General features: G+C 62.4%; 21 protein-coding genes and 1 pseudogene. 21 read left to right on the top strand and 1 reads right to left on the bottom strand.

The genetic code is table 11. The annotated features are described in order from the left end of the window. Positions 1-153 precede the first annotated feature (153 nt). The 14 genes from B9A11_RS19605 to B9A11_RS19540 all read left to right on the top strand — a co-directional run bounded on the left by B9A11_RS19605 (position 154) and on the right by B9A11_RS19540 (position 17,592). Positions 154-1,326 (top strand): nuclear transport factor 2 family protein, encoded by a 1,173-nt coding sequence (locus B9A11_RS19605; RefSeq protein ID WP_058249126.1) that lies wholly within the window; start codon positions 154-156, stop codon positions 1,324-1,326. A gap of 76 nt (positions 1,327-1,402) precedes the next feature. Further along, positions 1,403-2,575 carry an ABC transporter substrate-binding protein gene (locus B9A11_RS19600; RefSeq protein WP_058249127.1) on the top strand — a complete coding sequence of 391 codons (1,173 nt, stop codon included), beginning with the start codon at positions 1,403-1,405 and terminating at the stop codon, positions 2,573-2,575. A 105-nt stretch (positions 2,576-2,680) separates the two neighbouring features. Continuing rightward, positions 2,681-3,712: a carbohydrate ABC transporter permease gene (locus B9A11_RS19595; protein ID WP_058249128.1), complete on the top strand. Its 1,032-nt coding sequence runs from the start codon at positions 2,681-2,683 to the stop codon at positions 3,710-3,712. Beyond that, positions 3,712-4,590, top strand: a complete 879-nt coding sequence (locus tag B9A11_RS19590) for a carbohydrate ABC transporter permease (protein ID WP_058249129.1) — start codon at positions 3,712-3,714, stop codon at positions 4,588-4,590. The genes B9A11_RS19595 and B9A11_RS19590 overlap by 1 nt, the downstream gene beginning before the upstream one ends. 4 nt (positions 4,591-4,594) lie before the next feature. After that, positions 4,595-5,653 (top strand): ABC transporter ATP-binding protein, encoded by a 1,059-nt coding sequence (locus tag B9A11_RS19585; protein WP_058249130.1) that lies wholly within the window; start codon positions 4,595-4,597, stop codon positions 5,651-5,653. Between the two features lie 67 nt (positions 5,654-5,720). Beyond that, entirely contained in the window at positions 5,721-6,725 is a 1,005-nt protein-coding gene (locus tag B9A11_RS19580; RefSeq protein WP_058249131.1) for a LacI family DNA-binding transcriptional regulator, read from the top strand. Between the two features lie 152 nt (positions 6,726-6,877). Beyond that, positions 6,878-8,221, top strand: coding sequence for a histidinol dehydrogenase (hisD, locus tag B9A11_RS19575; RefSeq protein WP_058249132.1), 1,344 nt, complete (start codon positions 6,878-6,880; stop codon positions 8,219-8,221). A gap of 3 nt (positions 8,222-8,224) precedes the next feature. Next, positions 8,225-9,181: a cupin domain-containing protein gene (locus tag B9A11_RS19570; RefSeq protein WP_058249133.1), complete on the top strand. Its 957-nt coding sequence runs from the start codon at positions 8,225-8,227 to the stop codon at positions 9,179-9,181. Between the two features lie 149 nt (positions 9,182-9,330). Beyond that, positions 9,331-10,728 (top strand): NAD-dependent succinate-semialdehyde dehydrogenase, encoded by a 1,398-nt coding sequence (locus B9A11_RS19565; protein ID WP_058249134.1) that lies wholly within the window; start codon positions 9,331-9,333, stop codon positions 10,726-10,728. A gap of 199 nt (positions 10,729-10,927) precedes the next feature. Continuing rightward, positions 10,928-11,611 carry a class I SAM-dependent methyltransferase gene (locus B9A11_RS19560; protein ID WP_143595951.1) on the top strand — a complete coding sequence of 228 codons (684 nt, stop codon included), beginning with the start codon at positions 10,928-10,930 and terminating at the stop codon, positions 11,609-11,611. Between the two features lies 1 nt (position 11,612). Continuing rightward, on the top strand, positions 11,613-12,398 hold the full coding sequence (locus B9A11_RS19555; RefSeq protein WP_058249136.1) for an FkbM family methyltransferase: 786 nt from the start codon (positions 11,613-11,615) through the stop codon (positions 12,396-12,398). Between the two features lie 19 nt (positions 12,399-12,417). Continuing rightward, a complete protein-coding gene (locus B9A11_RS19550) occupies positions 12,418-14,742 on the top strand; it encodes a glycosyltransferase family 2 protein (RefSeq protein WP_058249137.1) in 2,325 nt (774 codons plus the stop codon). Then, positions 14,742-16,199 carry a glycosyltransferase gene (locus tag B9A11_RS19545; RefSeq protein WP_058249138.1) on the top strand — a complete coding sequence of 486 codons (1,458 nt, stop codon included), beginning with the start codon at positions 14,742-14,744 and terminating at the stop codon, positions 16,197-16,199. The genes B9A11_RS19550 and B9A11_RS19545 overlap by 1 nt, the downstream gene beginning before the upstream one ends. 37 nt (positions 16,200-16,236) lie before the next feature. After that, positions 16,237-17,592, top strand: a complete 1,356-nt coding sequence (locus tag B9A11_RS19540; protein ID WP_058249139.1) for a polysaccharide pyruvyl transferase family protein — start codon at positions 16,237-16,239, stop codon at positions 17,590-17,592. On the opposite strand, the gene B9A11_RS19535 is transcribed toward B9A11_RS19540, so the two are convergent. After that, a complete protein-coding gene (locus tag B9A11_RS19535; protein WP_058249140.1) occupies positions 17,587-18,558 on the bottom strand; it encodes a LysR family transcriptional regulator in 972 nt (323 codons plus the stop codon). The two genes, B9A11_RS19540 and B9A11_RS19535, sit on opposite strands and share 6 nt — an antisense overlap. A gap of 141 nt (positions 18,559-18,699) precedes the next feature. Here B9A11_RS19535 and B9A11_RS22355 point away from each other — a divergent pair, with 141 nt between their 5' ends. From B9A11_RS22355 to B9A11_RS19505, 7 genes and pseudogenes are all read left to right on the top strand, one after another. Then, a complete protein-coding gene (locus B9A11_RS22355; protein ID WP_234988911.1) occupies positions 18,700-18,906 on the top strand; it encodes a hypothetical protein in 207 nt (68 codons plus the stop codon). Positions 18,907-18,918: 12 nt separating this feature from the next. Further along, on the top strand, positions 18,919-19,476 hold the full coding sequence (locus B9A11_RS19530) for a transporter substrate-binding domain-containing protein (RefSeq protein ID WP_234988910.1): 558 nt from the start codon (positions 18,919-18,921) through the stop codon (positions 19,474-19,476). 67 nt (positions 19,477-19,543) lie between these two features. Further along, a complete protein-coding gene (locus tag B9A11_RS19525; RefSeq protein ID WP_143595950.1) occupies positions 19,544-19,954 on the top strand; it encodes an amino acid ABC transporter permease in 411 nt (136 codons plus the stop codon). A 16-nt stretch (positions 19,955-19,970) separates the two neighbouring features. Next, on the top strand, positions 19,971-21,365 hold the full coding sequence (locus tag B9A11_RS19520; protein ID WP_083499950.1) for an aminotransferase class III-fold pyridoxal phosphate-dependent enzyme: 1,395 nt from the start codon (positions 19,971-19,973) through the stop codon (positions 21,363-21,365). Continuing rightward, positions 21,362-22,003: pseudogene (locus B9A11_RS22350) on the top strand (CoA transferase subunit A); the annotation flags it as partial. The gene B9A11_RS19520 and the pseudogene B9A11_RS22350, both read left to right, overlap by 4 nt. Further along, a complete protein-coding gene (locus B9A11_RS19510; protein ID WP_327442517.1) occupies positions 21,969-22,694 on the top strand; it encodes a 3-oxoacid CoA-transferase subunit B in 726 nt (241 codons plus the stop codon). The pseudogene B9A11_RS22350 and the gene B9A11_RS19510, both read left to right, overlap by 35 nt. A gap of 24 nt (positions 22,695-22,718) precedes the next feature. Then, positions 22,719-23,135, top strand: a 417-nt coding sequence (locus B9A11_RS19505) for a M20/M25/M40 family metallo-hydrolase (RefSeq protein WP_143595949.1), incomplete at its 3' end; no start/stop codon positions are given.

Raw genomic sequence — 23,135 nt, 5'->3', positions numbered from 1 at the left:
GGGGTTCGGGCAAGCCTCGATTTGCCTTTGACAGGGCACGGGCAGAAATTTTTGCATAAGTATGCACTTTGCGATTGCCAGAGCGGAAAACCTGCGGCAGATTTTAATGAATAGGTATGCAAAACGGGCCGCGCCCCGTGGAAGGAACTCTTGATGGCCTCGACCGACGACACCGCAACCCTGACCAAGACCAAAGCCGCGCCGGATGGTCCCCATGGTGGCCGGGTGATGAATGTCGAGCGCGCCGACTTTCAGGAACTTGTCCCAGAGGGGCGCGCGCCAGTGCAGGGGATGGACGGGTTTGACCCGTGCTACAGCGACATCGTCGATTACATCGTGCGCTGCACCCACAAGATCTGGGACGAGCGTGACGTGGGCCTGATCTACACGCATTATACCCACAACATCGTGCTTTATACGCCGATGGCCACGATCTATGACCGCGAGGCGGTGGTGCGCGACACGATCCAGCGGCTGGTGTCGCTGCCAGAGCGGAGGGGAATGGCGACCCATGTGATCTGGGGCGGCGACGACAAGGACGGGTTTTACACCTCGCATCTGGTGACGGGGCAGGGGCGCTATACTCAGAACGGGCATTACGGGCCTGCGAACGGGCGGCCTTTTGTCAGCCGGACGGTGGCGGACTGCATGATCCATCGCAACAAGATCTACCGCGAGTGGGTGGTGTCCGACCAGATGGCGATTGTCCAGCAGCTGGGGTTGGACGTGGACGCCTATGCCACCAAGATCGCGCAAACCAAGCTGGCCGCGGGGCAGACGGTGCTGGACATTGGCGAAACGGGCCTGATGCTGGGGCAGTATCCGCCCGCGACACAGGCCGACCTGTCCATCGCCAAGACCGATCTGGAACGGCACACGCTGACGTGGCTGCACGACAGCTTTAACCGCAAGATGTTCGGCTGTTACCGAGACATCTATGCGCCCACTGTCATGTGGCACGGGCCTTTGATGAAAGAGCTGTATGGCGTGTCCTCGGTGACCCATCAGGCGCTGGCGCTGGTGGGGGCGTTCCCCGATGCGCAGTTCGCGCCGCAGCACATCTGTTCGACCCCCTGCAACGAGGGCGGCACCAAGGTCGCCGTGCGCTGGGTGATGGAAGGGCACCACCTTGGCTTTGGTGGGCTGACCAGCCTTGGCGATCCCACGGGCAAGCGGGTGCAGGTTATGGGCATCAGCCACTACCACTACAAGGACGGCAAGATCGTCGACGAATGGACGGTCTATGACGAGCTGTCCTTGCTGGTTCAGATCAAGATGGCGCAGCTGGCGGATAAACCAAGCGCGCAAGAGGTTCTGGACAATTGAATGGCGGGCAGGGATGACCCTGCCCAAGCGCAAGACTGGGGACAACATCCGGCAGGCACCGACAAGGAGAGAAGACATGAAGGTATTGACGACGACGGCGCTCGGGCTGGTGCTCGCGGCGGGAATGGCGCAGGCGGGCTGCGGGATCGAAGGCGGCTCTGTGCGCATTCTGGCCAACGACTTTGACGCGCTGGGGCTGGTGATCTCTGAGGCCGAAGCCTGCGCGGGTGATGGCGTGACCGTCGAAAAGAACATGACCACCGAGCACAAGGCGCTACAGGTGCCGGCGCTGACGGTGGACCCGGCGCAATACACGGTGGCGGTTGTGGCCAACAACTCGATCGTGCCGCTGCTCAACGATGATCTCGTTCGTCCGCTGGACGACCTCGTGGAGAAATACGGGCAAAGCCTGCAACCCAGCCAGTTGATCAAGATCGACGGGCAGACGATGGCGATTGCCTTTATGGGCAACGGCCAGCACCTGTTTCTCCGCGAGGATGTTTTGGAAGAGGCGGGTCTGGAGCAGCCCACCACGCTTGAAGGCATCCTGGAGGCGGCGCAGGTGATCCGTGACAAGGGGATCATGGAATACCCGCTGGCGGGGGCCAACCAGGCGGGCTGGTACCTGGGCAATGAGTTCGTGAACACCTACCTGGGCTATGGTGGCAGCTTTTTTGAGCCGGGCAGTGCAGAGCCTGCGATCAGCGGCGAGGCGGGCCTAAAGACGCTGGCGATGATGAAGGCGATGTATCTGGCCGGGGATATTGCCATCATCAACCAGTGGGGCAGCATGGTGAACGGCCATGTCGACCCCGACGGCCCCGCGCCGCAGATCGGCGAGGCCACGGTGCTGGCCGCTGCGCCCACCGTTGGCGGCGGCGACACCCCGGCGGCAGCGCTGTGGTGGGACGGTTTTACCATCGCCAAGAACATCTCGGATGAGGACGCCGAGGCGTCGTTTATCGCGATGGTCCACGGCATCCGCCCCGAAGTGGCGCAGCAAAACCCCTCTGCCGCCACGTGGCTGATGAAGGATTTCACCGCGCCCGACACCGCCAAGGGTGTGCTGGGCAACGCAAAGGCCGGGGCCAAGCCCTATCCCATGTCGCCCTATATGGGCCTGATGCACACCGCGCTGGGCGCGGAATTGGCGGACTTTATGCAGGGCAAGGAAAGCGCCGAGCAAGCCTTGGCCGATGTCTCTGCCGCTTACCGGACCGCCGCCCAAGAGGCCGGTTTCCTCAACTGATCGCGCGCGCCCGTTTCCTTTGAAACGGGGCAAACGATCGGTTCAAGAGCGCCTCCGGGGTTTGTTATTCCCCTACCCGGAGGCGTGCTTTTTCAAGGATACGACATGCGCCACCGCGATTTTGCCGCCTTCATCCTGCCGTCTGCCTTTGCCATGGTGCTGTTTATCGCGCTGCCGATCCTGTCGGTGGCCGTGCAGTCGCTGTTCGTCGAGCACGAACAGGTGGTCGTGACGGTCGAGAGCTGCGGCCCCTTTGGCTGTGAGACACAGGAAAAGGTCGACACGCAAGCGACCGCCGCGCTGAGGGCCGAACAACCCTTGGGGCGGTTCAACGGGCTTGGCACCTACCTGAACCGCGCGCATCTGGCGGTGGACGAGATTGGCGTGATCCTGTCGGACAACGACGGCTTTGGCGATGTGATGGCGCGGATCTACAACCTGCCGTTCTACAAGGCGCTGGCCTTTACGCTGGTCTACACCGCGCTGGTGACCCCGCTGGCGATGATCCTCGGCTTTGCCGTGGCCTTGGGGGTGAACAACATCCCCAAGATCTACAAAGGGCCGGTGATCTTTCTGTCGCTGCTGCCCTATATCGTCACGCCGCTGATCGGCTCGCTGATCCTGTTCTGGATGATCAACTCTGACGGGGTGATCGGGGCGAGCTTGCAATGGCTGTTCGACGACCCAGAGCTAAGCCTAAAGGCCAGCCCGACGCTGACCTGGGTGACGCTGATCGTCTATGGCATCTGGCACATGGCGCCGTTCCCCTTTGTGGTGTTCTACGCCGGGCTTCAGACCCTGCCGCAGGACACGCTGGAAAGCGCGATGATCGACGGGGCCAACCGGTGGGAGCGGATCCGCTACGTGGTCATGCCGCATCTGGTGCCGCTGGCGACCTTTGTGGGGCTGGTGCTGATGATGGATAACTTTCGGGTGTTCGAGCCGATCATCGGCTTTAGCTCCGAGGCCAATGCCACCTCGCTGTCGTGGTCGATCTACAACGATCTGAACGGGCAGGTGGACCAGCTGTTCGGCTCTGCTGCCGCGACTTCTATCCTGACCATGCTGGGCGTGATCGTCCTGCTGATGCCGGTGCTGATCCGCACGTGGCGCGAGTTCAACCGAAAGGCCCACTGATGGACAGCAAACTCGGACAATCAAAGCCGCTGATGATCGCGACCGGCGTGGTGCTGGTGCTTTGGCTGATCGCCGCCGCCTTTCCGTTTTTCTGGACGGTCTGGGGGTCGTTCAAGGTGCAGGCTGATTTCTTTTCACGCGCCTCCTTTTGGGATGCGATCTTTGGCCCGGCGACCACGCGCCAGACCGGCGGCGCCTTTACGCTGGACGGCTACCAAGGCGCTTGGGTCGAACGCGAGTTCTACCGCGCGGCGTGGAACACGGTGATCGTGACGGTCTGCGTGACCTCAATTTCGCTGATCTTTGGCACGCTGGGGGGCTATGCGCTGTCCCGCTCGGCGCGCAAATACACCATGTGGATCCTGATGGCGGCGCTGGTGTTTCGCGCCATGCCGCATATCACGCTGGTCTCGGGCTATCTGCTGCCGTTCTTCGAGCTGAACATCTGGGGCTATCTGCCCACGGCGATCATCGTTCTGGTGGCGATCAACCAGCCGTTCACGATCTGGATGCTGCACAGCTTTTTCCAGTCGATCCCCAAGGATCTGGACGAAAGCGCCATGGTCGACGGCTGCACCCGGTTCCAAGCCTTTCGCTGGGCGATCATGCCGGTGATGTGGCCGGGGGTCATCACCACGGGGCTGTTTTCCTTTTTGCTGGCGTATAACGACTTTGCCGTCACCGCGATGCTGCTGAACCAGGACAACCAGACCTCGGTGCCCAAGATCAACTCTTTCCTCGGGACGGTACAGACCGAAGGCACGATCATGTACGCGGTGGCCGCCGTGGTCAGCGCCACCGTGCCGCTGTTCATCCTCGTGATGTTCTTCCAACGCCAAATCGTCAGCGGCCTGACCGCCGGCGCCGTCAAGGGATAAGCCAATGGCCGATATTCACCTCAAGAACATCTCCAAGAAATGGGGCAACGTGGTCGGCGTGGACAACTTCGACCTCTATATCGAAGACCAAGAGTTCCTCGTGCTGCTGGGGCCGTCGGGCTGCGGCAAGTCCACAACGATGCGGATGCTCGCGGGCCTCGAGGACATCACCGAAGGCGAGATCGTCATCGGCGGGCGCGTGGTCAATGATCTGGAGCCGAAGGACCGAGACATCTCGATGGTGTTCCAGTCCTACGGACTCTACCCGAACCTGACGGTCTACGAGAACATCCGCTTTCCTCTGAAGGTGCGCAAAGTCCCCAAGGACCAGCACCACGACCGGGTGATGAAAGCCGCCGAGCAGGTCGATCTGCTGGAACTGCTGGATCGCCGCCCCGCCGAGCTGTCCGGGGGGCAACGCCAGCGGGTGGCGCTGGGCCGGGCGATTGTGCGCGAACCCACCGTGTTCCTGATGGACGAGCCCTTGTCCAACCTTGATGCCAAGCTGCGGGTGTCGACGCGCGCCGAGATCAAGAACCTGCAACACCGGCTGAAAACCACCACGATCTACGTCACCCACGACCAGATCGAAGCCATGACCCTTGCTGACCGCGTGGTGGTGATGAACAAGGGCGTTGTCCAGCAGGTCGCCACCCCGACAGAGATCTACGACAACCCGGCCAACACCTTTGTTGCGGGGTTCATCGGCTCGCCCGCCATGAACCTTGTCGAAGGCACGATCCAGAACGGCACCTTCGAGGCGGAAAACCTGCGGCTGCCGGGCTTGCCCTCGGCGCAGTCCGGCAAGGTGATCCTGGGCTTTCGGGCCGAAGATGTGACGCTGGTGCCCGAGGGCGGCGACATCCACGCGCCGATCTTTGCGCTGGAGCTGCTGGGCGAGGCGTCGATGGTTGCGGTGCGCGTCGGGCGCGAACTGGTCAACCTCAAGGCGGCCAAGGATTTCCGGGCCGAGATCGGCAGCATGGTGCGCGCCAGCATCCCCGCCCAAGGTTGCCACCTGTTCGACATCGAAACCGGCCAACGCCTGACGGCGCAGTCCTAGGGCTGCCGGGGGTGACAGCCTGGCGCTGGGCGGGTACAGAGCCTGTGGTTAACGAAAGGTGCTTGATGTGAGCGGCAAACCAGTGACGTCCGTGGATGTGGCACGCAAGGCGGGGGTCAGCCAGTCGGCCGTGTCGCGCTATTTCACGCCGGGCGCGTCCGTGTCCAAGAAGATGGCCGAAAAGATCAAGGTTGCCGCCGACGAGCTGGGCTATCGCCCCAACGTGCTGGCCCGCGCGATGATCACCGGCAAGAGCCGCATCATCGGTCTGGTGGTCTACTACCTTGAAAACCAGTTCTACCCCGAGGCGGTGGAAAAGCTGTCGATTGCCTTGCAGGAAAACGGCTATCACGTGCTGCTGTTCATGGCCTCGAACACCATCGGCAACGTGGAACCCGTGGTGCAGACCATTCTGGACTACCGGGTGGATGGGATCGTGCTGATGTCGGTCTCTATGTCGTCGACGCTGGCGGATCGCTGCCGCGATCTGAACATCCCGGTGATGCTGTTCAACCGCGACCAGCCGCGCGAGGATATGCGGGCGGTGATCTCTGACAACGTGGCGGGCGGGCGCATCGCCGCGCAAATGCTGCTGGAGGGCAAGCCGCTGCGGGTGGCGCATCTGGCCGGCTTCGAAGGCGCCTCGACCCAGCAGGAACGCGAAGAGGGCTTTCGCGCGGGGCTGGCCGAGGCGGGCGTGCCTTTGTACGCGCGGGCGGTGGGCAACTACCACTACAAAGAGGCCGCCGAAGCGACCCGCGAGCTGTTCAACGTGCCGCAGCCCCCCGACGCGCTGTTCGTCAGCGATGACCACATGGCCTTTGCCGCGCTGGACGTGATCCGGCACGAGCTGGGCCTGAAGGTGCCGCAGGACGTGGCCGTGGTGGGCTTTGACGATGTGACCCAAGCGTCTTGGCCCTCGTTCAACCTGTCCACCGTGCGCCAGCGTCTGAACACGATGGTGTCGGCCTGCGTCGATGAGCTGATCGGCGCGATCGAAAACGACGATCACCCGGTGCGCAAGGTCCGGATTGAGCCGGTGGCCATCCATCGCGGCACCACGCGCCCCTGATTTCCTTTGCAATCTCGCCAGCGACCCCCGGTTTTGCCGGGGGGTTTGCCGTGCCTTGCGGTTATTTTGCAATCGTATGCAAGAATCTGTTGCGAGGGGGCGGGCGCTCGGCTACTCCTGTTTGCAAGCGTATGCAAAAGCCCGAGAGACCCATGACCATCACCCATCTCAAGCGCGGCAAGCCAGAGGCCGACCGCGCCGCCGACGACGACAAGACCCGCGCCACCGTCGAGACGATCCTCAAGGACATTCAAGCCAACGGCGACGCCGCCGTGCGCGCCCTCTCCGAGCGGTTCGACGGCTACGCGCCGGACAGTTTTCGCCTGAACCTCGCACAGATCGAGGCGCTGATCGCCACGCTGACGCCTCAAGAGATCGCCGACATCAAGTTCGCGCAAGAACAGGTGGTCAAATTCTCCCAGGCGCAGCGCGAGTCAATGACGGATACCGAGGTAGAAACCCTTCCCGGTGTCATCCTCGGTCACAAGAACATTCCTGTGCAGTCGGTCGGCTGCTACGTACCGGGCGGCAAATTCCCCATGGTCGCCTCGGCCCATATGTCCGTGGCCACGGCCAAGGTGGCGGGTGTGCCGCGCATCGTCGCCTGCACCCCGCCGTTCAAGGGCCAGCCCAATGCCGCCGTGATCGCCGCCATGCACTTTGGCGGCGCGCATGAAATTTGGGTTCTGGGCGGCATTCAGGCCATCGGGGCCATGGCGCTGGGGACCGAAACCATGGAGCCGGTGCACATGCTGGTCGGCCCCGGCAATGCTTTTGTCGCCGAGGCCAAGCGCCAGCTGTTTGGCCGCGTCGGCATCGACCTCTTTGCCGGTCCGACAGAGACCATGGTGATCGCCGATGACACCGTCGACGCCGAGCTGTGCGCCACCGATCTGCTGGGGCAGGCCGAGCACGGGTACAACTCGCCCGCCGTGCTGCTGACCACCTCGCGCAAGCTGGCCGAGGCGACGCTGGCCGAAATCGACCGCCTGCTGGCAATCCTGCCCACCGCCGACACGGCGCGGGCCTCTTGGCAGGACTACGGCGAGGTGATTCTGTGCGACACCTACGACGAAATGCTGGACGTGGCCAATGACATCGCGTCGGAGCATGTGCAGGTGATGACCGACCGCGACGACTGGTTCTTGGAAAACATGACCTGCTATGGCGCGCTGTTCCTTGGGCCGCGCACCAATGTGGCCAATGGCGACAAGGTGATCGGCACCAACCACACCCTGCCGACAAAGAAGGCAGGGCGCTATACCGGTGGCCTGTGGGTCGGCAAGTTTCTGAAAACCCACAGCTATCAGCGTATCCTGACCGACGAGGCCGCCGCCCGCATCGGCGCTGCCGGCTCGCGCCTGTGTATGCTCGAAGGTTTTGCCGGCCACGCCGAACAATGCAACCTGCGGGTTCGCCGCTATGGCGGGGTGAACGTGCCCTACGCCAAAGCCGCCCCTGTCCTGCCCTGCGAAACGCCTGCCGAGAAAGCCTGACCCATGGATCTGACAAACCGCATCGTCCGCTACGGCGAGCTGAAACGCTGCCGCACCGCCTTTATCGACGCCCACACGCCGGGGTCCGACCAGAAAGAGAACTTTACCATCATTGGCGGCGGCGTGTCCGAAAGTGCCGAGCAGCATGTGCACATCACGATCCCGCACGGGTTCAACATCGGTGCTGCGGGCCAGCCGCCCCATTGCCGCAACTCGCTGCATTCGCATCGCACCGCCGAGGTGTTCTTTGTCCTGTCGGGGCGCTGGCGCTTTTTCTGGGGGCGCTGGGGAACGGCCGGCGAGGTAATCCTTGAGCCGGGTGATATCTTTAACATTCCCACCGGGATTTTCCGCGGGTTCGAGAATGTCGGCACCGATTACGGGATGATCATGGCGGTGCTGGGCGGCGATGACGCGGGCGGCGGCGTGATCTGGGCCCCGCAGGTGATCGAAGACGCGGGCGCGCATGGTCTTGTACTGGGCGAGAACGGCAAGCTCTACGACAGCAAAAAGGGCGAGAGCCTGCCCGACGGCGTCGCCCCCATGCCGCTGTTGACCGACGCCGAGCTGGCCGAGTTCCCCGAACCAGAGGCCCGCGCCGTCCTGCCGCGCCAAGTGGCCCGCTACCTTGACCTGTCCGCCATGGCGGACCGCGCGCCTGTGTCGGTGATCGGGCCGGACGGGTGCCTGCCGGATCGACCGGGGTTCGAGGTGTCTTTGCTGACGCGTGGATCGGCCCTGACCGCCCCGGTGACAGAGGACCGCCCCTCGGTGCTGATGCCGGTTTTTGGTCATTGGCGGGTGACGTGGCAGGGCGGCGAGGCGACCCTTGCGCCGGGCGACACCATGAGCGTGCCAGAGGGGCTGGCGCATAGCGTCGTCCCGTCGATAACCGGCGAGGCGGGACTTTACCGGGTTACCGGGACACAAGACCCCGCCGGGCCGACTTGGCACGGCTAGATCGCGCGAAAGGAGCGGGGCAGGGTACGCGTGCCCCCGCCTTGATAGGATCACATTGACGTTAGACCGGGCGGTGCGCGTCCCAACAAAGAAACGCGCACCCGCCGCGCACGTTGGCCTTTCAGACTTTGATTTTGAAAGGACCCGACATGAAGGACTCTCATCGTCCCGACCGCGCATTGACCACCCAGAACCCCGCGACCGAAGAGCCGCTGGACAGCTATCCCATGATGACCGACGCCGAGATGCACGCCGCGCTAGAGGCGTGCCACGCGGCCTTTACCGACTGGCGGCTGACCTCTTTTGCCGAGCGCGCCGAGGTTCTGACCGCCATCGGCGCCAAGCTGCGCGCCCGCAAAGAAGAGTTCGCCGCGCTGATGACCCGCGAGATGGGCAAGCGTCTGCAAGACAGCCGTGACGAGATCGACCTGTGCGCCGCCATCTGCGATTGGACCGCCAAGGCCGGCCCCGAGGTGCTGGCCGACGAGACGCGCGAGCTGCAAGACGGGCGCAAGGGCCTGATCACCAAGGCCCCGATCGGCGTGATCTATGGCATTCAGCCGTGGAATTTCCCGGCGTATCAAGCGGTGCGCTACGCGATTGCCAACCTGATGGCGGGCAATGGTGTCTTGCTTAAACACGCCGAGATTTGCACCGGCTCGGGGCTGATGCTGCGCGACATTTTTGAACAGGCGGGCCTGCCCGAAAACCTGTTTACCGTCATGCTGATCGACCACGACCAGTCCGACGAGCTGATCGCGCATAAACTGGTGCGCGGCGTGACCATGACCGGCAGCGCCAAGTCCGGCAGCATCATCGGCGCAAAGGCGGGCGAGCATCTGAAAAAGACGGTGCTGGAGCTGGGCTCCAACGATGCCTATCTGGTGCTCGAAGACGCGGATGTCGAGCTTGCGGTCAAGACCTGCGTGGCGGGGCGGATCTACAACAACGGCCAGACCTGCGTGAACGCCAAGCGTTTTGTGGTGACAGAGGCAGTCTATGACGCCTTTGTCGAAGGCTACGTCGCCGCAATGAAGGATGTCACCCTTGGCGATCCCATGGACGAAGACACCGATCTGGGGCCGATGGCGCGCAAAGACCTGCGCGAGACGCTGCACGATCAGGTTGAAAAATCGGTCGCCAAGGGGGCCAAGATCGCGGTGGGCGGCAAGATGCCCGAGGGCACGGGCTATTACTATCCCGCCACGGTTCTGACTGATGTGCGCCCCGGCCAGCCCGCCTATGACGAAGAGCTGTTTGGCCCGGTGGCCTCTGTGATCCGCGCCAAGGACGACGAGGACGCCATGCGCATCGCCAACGACAGCCGCTTTGGTCTGGGCGGCGGGATTTTCAGCCGCAACGAGGCGCGCGCGCAGGACCTGGCCAAGACCCATTTCGACACCGGGATGGTGTTCATCAACCACTTTAACCTCGCGACGCCGGAGATGCCCTTTGGTGGGGTCAAGGACAGTGGCTATGGGCGCGAACACGGCGGCTTTGGCATGACCGAGTTCATCAACGCCAAGGCGATCACACTGCCCAAGTGATCGGTCCTATGGTGCGGCGGGCAGGGCGGTTCGGCCTTTGCCCGCTGGCGCGTCTGAGCGGTATTTTTTGGACTGAATTGAGCCGCAAAAGACGATCTCTTGCCGAAACTTTATGCCGGTGTGCGCACAGCTTAGCGTTGACTTTAACCATTTCTTAATCAAATTCGGACATGGGTTAAGTAGTCGGTGGGAGAATGTAGTGCTAATTCAGTCTTTGAAAGACACCATTTTGGCTGCTCGCCAAGAAATTCTGGACTTCAAGAAATCCGCGCTTGGGGGGCGGAATTTCAATTGGGAAGAGGCAGGTCAGCTTTCGCTGATCGACGGAACACCCACGGCAATCACCGCGCAGGCCAAGCTGCGTGATGCACGGATATTCAGTGGTCGCCTAAGATTGGCTGAGTTTTCAAAGATTTGGGTGGGGCGTCATCCGAAATGTGCGGAAGTCGGCGTCGGAAATGGGAATAACGCCGTTGGGCTGAATAATCTGCTTGGTGCACGCGAATTCTGCCTGATCGATGATGATTTGAGTCGGATTTCTGCCGCCAATCAGGAACAGCTGTCCAAACCCCCTTTTGTCCATCTGACTCAAGGGCGAAAAAAGGCGCTGGATAGCCTTTTAGATGATTCAACAGATTATCTATACGTGAATGCTTTTCGAGGATACGCGTCGGCCTTGGCAGAGTTGAACGCCGCGATCCCCAAGCTGCGTCCGGGTGCGGTTTTGCAGATCCACGGCTATTCCAATTGGGCTCCAACAGCCATGGCGCCAAGCGGTGTGATGGCGGCGACAAATGAGTTGATCAACACTTTGGATTGCGCGGTGGTCGGCCTGTCACTGGACCCGGTCGGCCATCACGACATCGCGCTCATGGTGCGTTGACATGGCGGCGCTGCATCCACAAGAGCCCGATCTGATCCTTGATCTGGGTATGCACGAAGGGCGCGACACCGAATATTACCTTGCCAAGGGGTTTCGTGTCGTCGCCGTCGAGGCCAACACAGAGTTGGCGGAAAAAGTCGGTAACACTCTGAAAGAGCATCAAGAAAGCGGTGCCTTGACCATCGTCAACGCGGCGATTGCCGATGGCGAAGGCGAGATGACCTTTTACGTCAACGACCACAATCCAAACTTTAGCAGCACCGATCCGACCATCGCCGCCAAGGGGCAGGCTTTGCGCGAAATCACCGTGCCGCGCGTGAACATCGCCGATGTGGTACGCCGCCACGGTCGCCCTTTCTACGTTAAGATTGATCTCGAAGGGGCGGATGGAACCGCGCTTGATCACCTTGGGCAATTGCCCGATTTGCTGCATCCCAGCTATATTTCGGTCGAAGGGCTGAGCGATCAGAATTTCCGATCTTTGACGCGAATGGGCTACAATCAATTCCAATTCGTCAATCAACGTTACCACCCGAACACGCGCGAACCTTTTCCCGCATTGGCTGGAAAATTCCTCAATCACAAATTCAAAAACTCCAGCAGCGGGATGTTCGGCCCTGAACTGTCAGGGCGCTGGCTGGATTTTCCCGAGGCGGTGCGCCAACGCGATCGGATCATGAGCTATCGCGAGAGGGTCCGACAAGAATTCAAAGAGTCCCCGGAGGCATTCCCCGAAGGTCTGCCTTTATTCGGGTGGTTTGACATCCACGCCCGCCGATCGAACTAAACGACAAGGCAAGACGACTATGAACTGCACGATCAGCGTTATTGTCTCGGCCTATATGGCCGAAGAAACGATTGGGGAAACGCTTCAGGCGCTTTGCGCGCAACCCGATGCCATGTTGGACATCGTCGTGGTGGACGACGGTAGCACGGATGGGACCAGCGAGGTGGTCCGCGGCTTTGAAACTCAGGACCGACGGGTGCGTCTGGTGCGTCTGGACGAAAACCTTGGGGCGTACCGCGCGCGTGCCGAAGGTGTCGCGGTCAGCACCGGAACTTATATCACCTTTATGGATTCCGATGATCTGTGGGCCGAACAGACCATGGACAAGCTGCGCACAGCGCTGGTGGCCCATGCGGATGTGGATATCCTGCAATTCGGGATGAACGCCTTTTCGGACGATCCCGGACAAGAATTCGTCGCGCCCCACCTCAGCGGTACGGCGGACAGCGCGCTGATCACCGGCTATGCCCCGTTCGAGGAATTCCTGCGCCGCAAGATCAACTTTTCGCTCTGCAACAAGCTGTTCAAGCGTAGTCTGTGGGACGCCGCCGCTGCCCAGATGCCGGACATCCAGCGCGAAGAGCTGGACGATTTTGCGCGCATCTATGGGATCATGATGCAGGCGCGGTCCTTGGCCTTTGTGAACCACAAGCTGTATTGGTATCGCCAGCGGCCCGGATCCGTCAGCAAATCGACCCAGCCGAGCAAAATCCTTGGGCGGGCGTATTCCGTGGCGCGGACCCTTGACCGGATGCGAGAGGCGATCTTTGCCGATCCGGCCCTGTCCGCCTACGCGACGGAATTCTTTTTGTTTCAGGCGGATGTCACCCGGCAATATGTCGTGCCCGCATTCGAGATCTGCTTTACCACGCTGACCGATGACGACAGTGCCGCGCTGTGCGCCACCATGTGCGATCTGCTTGGCGGCTCTTCGTTGCTGCGGCTGTCGCGCGACAACCCGGCCATCGAAATCGCCCTGCGCAAAAACGGCGCCCCGGCGCAGGACGCGGAGCGCGGCCTGACCCTGATTTATCAGGCAAACGCCAGCTTTCCCGGCCCGGCGCTGGAGATGCTCAAGGCGTTCTTTGCACTCCCCGTGGCCGATACATCCGCTGTCATCCTGCCGTGCGCCGATGCGCCGGACGCGGCCCAGACCTTGTGCGATATGGCCGAGAGCTTGGGCGATGTGCGCGTGGCGGACACCATCGAGACGGTCGATATTGCGCCCGAACGCTGCTATTTGCTGCGCGACCATCCGTGTCTCTTCTTCGTCAAGGAATGGGAAAAACGCCCGCCGCTTCAGGGTGATTTCGCCACCAAACAGGTTGGCCTGATGACCGGCGATGGGCGCAAGAATCGCGCCGTGAACCAAGCGGCTGGCCCCTTTGCCCCGCCGGACATCCTGCAAAACTACGTGGAAACGCGGCGGACCACCGAATTGGGCGCGCTTTTGGTGCGGGGCGATACGCTGGCCATGGCGTTGCGCGACCCGAATTGGAGCAGGCTGCGCAAGCACGCGCAATTCCCCACCGTTCCGGCGATCCTTGCCAATAGCAGCCTGCATATAAAGACCAATCCGCTGCTGATCGAAGAGGTGCGCGCCGATCTGCGTGCGGTCCGCGGCGGCACGGGGAATGCCTCGGATGCCAAGCTGATCGCGATGATGCAGGACGTTCAGCCCCTCGTCGGCTTGATCGAAAAGAACAACGCCGAGCAGCGCCTGCACGCTTTGATCGATCAGGACATCCAGCACAGCTTTGGCCTGCGGTTTGCCGAGCTTGGCAGCGATCCGGTGGCGATGACCGAGATGATCGGCAAGGTCGTGTCCGTGCTTGGGCCCAATCGCGGGGTCGGCTTTGTGTTCGACTGGCTGCGGCGCAGCCAACGCCGCCCGAACCTTGGTGATCCGGCGATGATGAACCTGCTGGGCCGGGTCGAGGCGATCGAGGCCAACCAGCGCGCCGAAGCGGCCAAGGCGGCGACCGTTGACCGAGAAGCGCAGCAGCGGATTTTCAACTTCAACACCCGCATCGAGCGGATGGCCAAGCAGCTGCAAAAGGTCCAGTCCGAGATTTCCACTCTCGCAGAGGCTGCCCCCGCCGCCCAGACAGACCCAACGGCCCTGCCGCCCGATTTGCAGGAACGCTTTACCCAGTACGAGATCGAGCTGCTGAGCCTGCGCCAGGAGATCGAGCAGACCGGAGGCGGCGACATCATCTGGGACGAATTCCGAGAGTTCCGCCGCGCCCAACGCGAGCGCAACAACACCTATCGGCGGCAGTTGGATCAGCTGCTGGGGATCGCACCCGAAGAGCTGCCGCAAGCTTCGGAAGACGCCAGCTGATGCCGGTCATTCGCTTCTTTGAAGAGGATTACGCGCGGCTCTGTGCGGTGCGCGATCAAGATGGCGCAGAGATGGTGCAGCTTGCCCCGCCGGGGTATGGCCGTGTGCCCATGGCCCGCCATGTTCAGGACGCGCTTGCCGCTCGGGTGCGCGCCGATGGGGTCGCCGATCTGTGCCATGTGCGCGCGCTGGAACCCTCGGTCGCCCCGGTGGTGCATTCCTGCGGCGTGGCGAAGCCTGCGGCCAAGACTGATGCCAACGTGCTGATCCTCGCGCCGGGCCTGTACCAGGGCGGCGCCTTCGAGGATCAGATCGCCAACTGGCTGTCCGAATTCCAAGGCGTCGGCGTGACCATCTGTCTGGTCCAAGACGTCAATCCCCGGCGCTTTCGCAAGCTCGCCCCCGAGGTCGAGGTGCTGACCTGCGGCAACGTCTATTTCGGCGACGGCGGTCTGGACGCGGCGTGGCAGCAGCTGCGCCACAAGCGCTTTGACAGCGTGATCGTCGCGCGATCCTGGATGTGGGGCGACCCCTTGGTGCGCCAGTTCGTCAAAGGATTCCAAAGCCAGATTGTCGTCTGCGATCGCGGCATGGGCTATCCGGTGGTGAACACCGGCCTGCAAAGCCTGCCCGAAAGCGACATCGACCGACTGTATCAGGACGTGGACGTGGTGTCCTTGATGCTGCCCGCGCATAACGCCAATTTTCCCGAGCATTTTCAGGCGCGTATCCAAAATCACGGTCTCTTTCCGCGCCTGTCGGACTACAAAGACCCGCGTCCGCGCGAACAAGGCGCGCCGCTGAGCGTCGGCTACTTTGGCCGGTTGGGGCCGGAAAAGAACCTCACAGAGCTGATCGAGGTCTTTTCCCGTTTGGCCAGCGACGAGACGCGCTCTTATGCGTTTCATATCATCGGCGACGGGACAGAGCGCGCCACGCTGGAACATCTGGTCTGGTCCTATTCGATGCAGGACAAGGTGACGTTTCATGGCTATATGTCCGATCCCGGCGCGGCGTATGGCTTGCTCGATCTCAGCGTGTCCATGAGCGGCGGCGAAGGCATTCCCAACGCGGTGCTGGAATCGGTGCAATCGGGCGTGCCGTTTATCGGGCTGGGGTCGGTCCCCGGCCATGTGCACCTTGTGCGCAACGCGGCGATGGGCATTTTGGTCGAGGCCGAAAACAGCCGGGCGCACCGTTTGCGCGGCTTTATCTCGGCCATTCAGCGCTTTGCCGATCAAGAGGCCGATCTGGACTTGTGGCGACAAGGCGCGCGCGACGTCGAAGCGGAAAATTCGATGGCCTATGTCCAACGCCAATGGCAGCGGACCTTGGGCTTTTTGCTGGAAGGGCGCACGCGGGTGCCGCGCGATTTCACGCCCAATCCCTTTGGCTTCAGTGAAACCGTGATTCCGGCCGATATGTGTGATATCCAAGCCTTGCCGGTCGGCGCCTAAACGCGGACCGATCGCCTTTGGTCAGGGAGAACGGCCCATGACACTCGACAAGGTCCGCTGTTGGTCTGGCGGAGGGTTTCAAAACGAAGTCTGGAATTGGGGCGATGCCATCAGCCCCTATTTGTTCGAGCAGGTGACGGGGCGCGCGCCCGAGGTTGTCAATCTGACCGAAATGACGACAGAGCCGCATTTGATGATCTGCGGCAGCACGCTGAAATGGGCGACCTCGGGCAGCATCCTTTGGGGCATCGGGGCGATTTCCCAAACCACGCCGTTTGTTTTAGGCGATGTCCGGCCCAAACAGGTGGCCGCGGTGCGTGGCCCCTTGACGCAAAAGCGTCTTTTGGAGGCGGGCGTTCCGTGCCCGGATGTGTTTTGCGATCCGGCTTTGCTTTTCCCGAAATATTACCAACCGCCCCACGCGCAAAAGCGATACCGGCTTGGGATCATTCCGCATTACGTCGATCAATCCGCGCCCGAGCTGGCGCAATTCCATGGCCGCGACGATGTCCGTGTGATCGACATTACCCAAAGCGATGCGCCGGAACCAGCGCGCATCCACCGCTTTATTGACCAAGTCTGCGCCTGCGATGCCATCGTCTCCAGCTCGCTGCATGGGCTGATCATTGCGGATGCGTATGGCATACCCAGCAAATGGGCGATCCTGTCGGATAAGGTTGTCGGTGAGGGCTTCAAATTCCGCGATTATTTCCAAAGCGTCGGTCAGGAAAAGCGCGCCAATGCGCCGCTGATGGGTCTTGGGAGTGCAGAGGAAACCCTTGGCCGTATCTACGCCGATTTCGCCCGCTACGGGACAATAAATTCGCAGGCGGATGCTTTGTTGGCGGCCTTTCCATTCGATCTTGTGAGCCCGCCGACGGATATCAACCGCTGGGAAAGGACCGCGCAAACGCCCCCCGCATGGGACCGGCGCAACGTGTTGATCGCACAATACCTGTCCCCTCAGGACGCTGTCCTTGATTTCGGCGCGGGCCATCAGACCATTCGTGAGCACGCGCGGCCCCGCCACTATTGGCCGGTGGATTGCGTGCCAAGCAACGAGCGCACCTTTGTCTGCGACTATAATAAGGACACCCAATTTCCCAAGGTGCAGCCCGACGTAATCGTCATGTCCGGCTTTTTGGAATATCTTTTGGATGTTCCGGGCTTTCTCGCCGCGCTGAGGGACGCCTATCCGGGCACCCGCTGCCTGTTTTCCTGGGCCTTCGCGCCAACCGACCTTGATGCGCGCAAGCACAATGGCTGGCTGTCGCCCTTTGCCCCCAAAGGGCCGCACGACCCGGCGCTGCAGTCCGCGTTTACGAACCTCAAGGTGCTCGAAGACTACAAGACCCAGCACACCCATCAGATCATTTTCGAGGGGTGGCTATAGCGCGGCGTTCTGTCCGTAGGTGCGCTGTGTGATGTCGATGGCGCTCAGCGCGGTTTCGCAGGTCTCTAGAAACGCGGCTTCGACGCTGGACTGGCGGCGCGCGGGGTTAGTGACAAGGTAGATGGCGACCAAGGGAAGGTCGTCATAGGGGGGCATCTGGCGGATGTGTCCGGCCTGCACGTCACGCTCGGCCACGTGCAAGGGCAGGGCACCAATCCCCACGTTTGCCATGATCAACCGCCTGATTTCATTAAGACTAGAGGACACGCCGCGCCAATTGTTCGCCAGCCCGGCCCGCGCCCGCAACCGCGAGATCGCCTCTAGCGGGCCGCCTTCGGCCTCGGTCTGAAAGGCCACGAAAGGCTCTCCTGCCAAGTCCCCCGGCGCGATGCGCGGGGCGGAAAACAGCGGGTGGCGCGCGCCGCAATACAGGCCGAAATACTCGCGGTACAGCATCGAAGTCTTGAGCGCCTCGGGTTCCTTGGCCAGCAGGCAAATCCCAAGGCTCGCCCGGTTCTGCGAGATCATGGTGACCACGTCGTCGCTTTCGAGCACCGAAAAAGAATAGGTCACATGGGGGTGCCTGCGGGCGAAGTTGCTCAAAATATCATCAAAGTGCGGGGACATCACCGAACTGGTGGTGACGATAGACAGATGCCCGCGCAGCTCGGTCTGGTCGGCATCCATCAGCGACGGCAACTGCGAGATCGTCCCGAAAATCCCGGCGCATTCGGCATACAGCGCCTGCCCGGCGCGGGTGACGGCGAAATCGTTGGGCTTGCGGATAACCAGTTGTTTTCCCGTCGACTCTTCGAGCCGTTTCAGCGCGGCAGACACTGTTGGCTGTTTCAACCCCAGCGCGTCGGCGGCCTTGGAAATCCCGCGTTGCTCGACGATCACCATGAAGGTGCGCAAGAGATTCCAGTCCAGATTCCAGGGAAAACGTTGCTGCTGCGGCAGGTGCATAGATCGCATCTATATATAGGGTATATGGTATTTACCTGCGCTATTATTAACATCAATGCAAGCCTTCTGTCCGAGCGGCGTAGAACCGCCACCAGATTTCGCGGGCAACGTTTCCCGATTGCACCAACAGGAGAGAGAGACATGACCCAACGCCGTACCGTTCTGAAATCCACCTTGGCTGCTGCTGGCCTTGCCATTGTCGGGATGTCGCCCGCCGCCGCCGAAGAGCTGGACACGCTCAAGGAAAAAGGCGTGATCCGCATTGCCATGTCGGGCGCCTACCCGCCGTTCAACTTTGTGAACGACCAGAACGAGGTCGTGGGCTTTGACCCGGCCATTGGCACATAGATCGCCAAGCGTATGGGCCTTGAGGCTGAAATCGTCACCACCGCGTGGGACGGCAACATCGGCGGTCTGCTGGCCAAGAAATACGACGCCATCGTCGGGTCGATGACCATCACCGCCGAGCGCGACGAGGTCGTGGATTTCGTCGGCCCCTACTACTCGGACAAGCGTGCGATCTTTACCAAGCCGGGGTCGGGCATCGGCTCGCTCGACGATCTCGGCGGCAAGAAGGTTGGCTTGACGCTGGGCGAAACCCACGAGGATTGGGCCCGTGAAAAGGGCTATGACATCAACACTTACAAAGGCTTGCCCGAGCTGCTGCTCGAGCTGGAAAATGGCCGTGTGGACGCGATCGTGAACGATTCCATCGCGGCGATCCTCGCCATGGGCGAAAAGGGCCAAGAGTTCGAGATGTTCGGCGATCCCACGACCGACCCCTTTGGCGCGGGCATCGCCATCCGCGAAGGCAACCCCGAGCTGGCCGCCCAGATGCAGGCCGCGCTGGACGAGATGATGGCAGACGGCACCTATCTGGCGATTGCCGAGGAATGGATCGGCGCGGACATCCGCTAAGCCGCGCGCCCCTGCGCCATCACGGCGTGGGGGCCACCGCCTGCACCGACCGCCGCAAGGACGCCCCATGGACATAGAATTGATGCTCAAGGTCTACCCCTTCTTTCTGGAGGCGGCTTGGCTGACGATCCTTTTGTCGATCCTGACCGCGATCCTTGCGGTGGACAAGGGCCAGATGGAGGCCGCCCGCACCCTTGGCCTGAGCCGGGGCGAGGCGCTGCGCAAGGTGGTGATCCCCCAGGCGGTGCGTGACGTGATCCCGCCCATCGGCAACAACATGATCGCTCTGCTCAAAGACAGCGCGCTGGTGTCCGTCATCGGCGTCAGCGAGCTGACCCTGTCGGCGCAGCGCGTCATCGGCAAGACCTACCGTCCGTTCGAATTCTACATCGTCGCGGCGGCATTCTACTATGTCATCAACCTTTGCATGGAATGGGTGCAGCGCAAGATCGAACGCCGCATTTCCGTTTCGCGCTGATCGCAAGAGGCGCAACATGATCGACCCCACCCATTTCGTCGAAATCCGCCACGCCCAGAAAAGCTTTGGCGATCTCGAAGTGCTCAAGGACATCAGCCTGACGGTTGAACGCGGCCAGATCGTCGGCATCATCGGCGCGTCCGGGTCCGGCAAGTCGACGCTGCTGCGGGCGATCAACGACCTAGACCCGCTGACCGGCGGCGAGGTGTGGCTGGACGGCGTGCAGGTCAACAAGGCGCAGATGGACAAGGCGACCTTTGGCTATCGGCTGCATTTTCGCACCCATCCGTCCGAGGATCTGGCCGCCAAGACCGTCGCCATGACCCCCGAGGGGCTGGACCGCGTGTTCTTTGTCTCTGGCGGGTCTGAGGCGGTGGAAAGCGCGGTGAAACTGGCGCGGCAATACGCGCTGACCCAAGGGCAGGGTAGTCGCACCAAGGTGATCTCGCGGTTTCCGTCCTATCAGGGCTGCACCTTTGGCGCGCTGGACCTGACCGGCTACGACCCGTTGCGCGCGGCCTTTGCGCCCTTGATGGCAGGGATGCCCAAGGTGGCCGCCCCCGCGACCTATCTGGACCGCGACACCCTGACCGAAGAGGCGCGCGGGCTGAAGTACGCGGAGATGCTGCGCGACAAGATCCTTGAGGAAGGGCCAGAGACGGTGCTGGCCTTTATCATGGAACCCGTGGGCGGGGCGTCGACCGGGGCGCTGGTTGCGCCGGACAGCTATTATGGGCGCATCCGCGAGATTTGCGACGAATTTGGCGTTCTGCTGATCTATGACGAGGTGATGACCGGGGCGGGGCGCACGGGCAAGTTCCTTGCGGCCGAGCATTGGGGCATCACCCCCGATATCGTCGCCCTGTCCAAGGGCTTTGGCGCGGGCTATGCGCCGCTGGGGGCGATCCTCGCGGGCGCGCGTCTGGTCGAGCCGGTGCTGGACGCGGGCGGCTTTTTGCACGGGTTCACCTATGCCGGGAACCCCTTGGCCTGCGGCGCCGGGCTGGCCGTGCTGGAGGAAATGGAAGACCAGGGGCTGATCAAGAACGCCGCGCGCATGGGCGAGGTGCTGATGGCCGAATTGCGCGCATTGATGGCGGATTATGCCTTTATCGGCGATGTGCGCGGCAAGGGGTTGCTGACCGCGTTCGAGTTCGTGTCCGACCGCGCCACGATGGCCCCGCTGGAGCCTGCGCTGAATGCCTATGACCGGCTGGTCGAGCTGGCCTATGAGCGGGGGCTGATCATCTATTCGCGCCGAACCCGTGGGGGCACCTCTGGCGATCACTTCTTGCTCGCGCCGCCGTTGATCATCACCGCAGAGCAGATCGCCGAGATGATGACGATCCTGCGCGAGGCGCTGGATGCCTTTGCCGCAGAGGTGGGCCTGCCCACCGGGAGCGCCGCATGAAGCTGCCGGACAAGACCTGCGCCATGCAGGCCGCCGTCGCAAGGATCAAGGATGGCGACACGGTGATGGTCGGCGGTTTTGGCGTGCCGGGCACCCCCATGGCGCTGATCCGCGCGCTGGTGGAACATGGCGCAACGGGGCTGACCGTGATCAAGAACGACGCGAACGAGCCGGGCATGGGCATCGACCACCTGCTGGCCTCTGGGCAGGTCGCGCGGCTGATCACCACGCATCTGGGGCTGAACGCCCATGCGATCGGCTTGATGAACGCTGGCCAGATCGAGGTGGAATTCAACGCCCAAGGCATCTTGGCCGAACGCATCCGCGCGGGCGGCGCCGGGATTGGCGCGGTTCTCAGCGACATCGGCATAGGCACAGAACTGGCCGCGGGCAAGCAAATGGTCGAGATCCACGGGACCCCGCATCTGGTGGAAACCGCCCTGCGCGCGGATGTGGCCTTGATCCATGCCGACCGGGCCGATGCCTTTGGCAACCTGTCCTATGTCGCCACGGCGCGGAACTTTAACCCGGTGATGGCCATGGCCGCCGATTGCGTCATCGCCGAGGCCGAGACCGTCGTGCCTTTGGGCGATCTGCCCGCCGATGCGGTGCAAACGCCGGGGGTGTTCGTCGATCACGTCGTCCCGCTGGGCGCCCTGTCCGAGGAGTACGCCGTTGTCCGACGCGAAAGCCCGCATGATCGCCCGCGCCGCCCAAGAGATCGCGCCGGGGATGGTGGTCAACCTTGGGATTGGCCTGCCGACCAAGGTGATCGACCACATGCCTGTCGACTTCGAAGTTTGCCTGCACACCGAAAACGGCATGGCCGGGATCGGCAAGACCCTGCCCCCCGACCAAGCCGACCGCAACTTGATCGACGCGGGCGGCGCCTATGTGTCGACCGTGCCGGGATCGGCGTTCTTTGACAGCGTGACCAGCTTTGCCATGGTGCGCGCAGGACGGCTGGACCTGACCATGCTGGGCGCGTTCGAGGTGGCGGCCAACGGCGATCTGGCCAACTGGAAGATCCCCGGCAAGTTCAGCCCCGGCGTCGGCGGCCGGATCGAACTGGCGCAAAAGGCGCGGCGGGTGGTGGTGCTGACCACCCACACCGACCGCGCAGGCAACCCCAAGCTGAAACAGACCTGCGCGCTGCCCCTGACGGCGCGGGCCTGCGTGGCGCGCGTCTTTACCGACATGGCGGTGATTGAGGTGGGTCCGCGGGGCTTTGCGCTGATCGAAGTGGCGCAGGGCGTGACCCCTGCCGAGGTGGCCGAGGCGACCGGCGCGCCGCTGCACCTGCCAGACGCCCCCGTTCCGACCTTTTGACACAGCCCGAATTGAGAAAGCCCGATGCAAGACGATCTGAACACCCGAGTTTGCGCCGCCGTCGATGCCGCCTTTGACGCGCAGGTGGCCTTTTTGGCCGAGCTGACGGCGCATCCCTCGACCCGCGGCAACGAGCAATCGGCGCAGGATTTCATGGCGCGCGAACTGGCGGCGCGGGGGCTGGCCGTGGACTGCTGGCAAATCGACGTGGCCGACATTCAGCACCTGCCGGGCTTTTCCCCGGTGCTAGGCCCCCATGAGGACGCGGTCAACGTCGTCGGCACCCACCGGGCGCGCAGCCAAACCGGGCGCTCGCTGATCCTGAACGGGCATATCGACGTGGTGCCCGAAGGCCCCTTGGACATGTGGGACAGCCCGCCGTTTGAACCGCGCATCCAAGATGGCTGGCTGTACGGGCGCGGCGGCGGCGACATGAAGGCG

It is taken from the genome of Tropicibacter naphthalenivorans, assembly GCF_900176475.1.
Lineage (GTDB): Bacteria > Pseudomonadota > Alphaproteobacteria > Rhodobacterales > Rhodobacteraceae > Tropicibacter > Tropicibacter naphthalenivorans.
The sequence above is the reverse complement of the archived record's forward strand: the minus strand, read 5'-3'. Positions and strand labels throughout refer to the sequence as shown.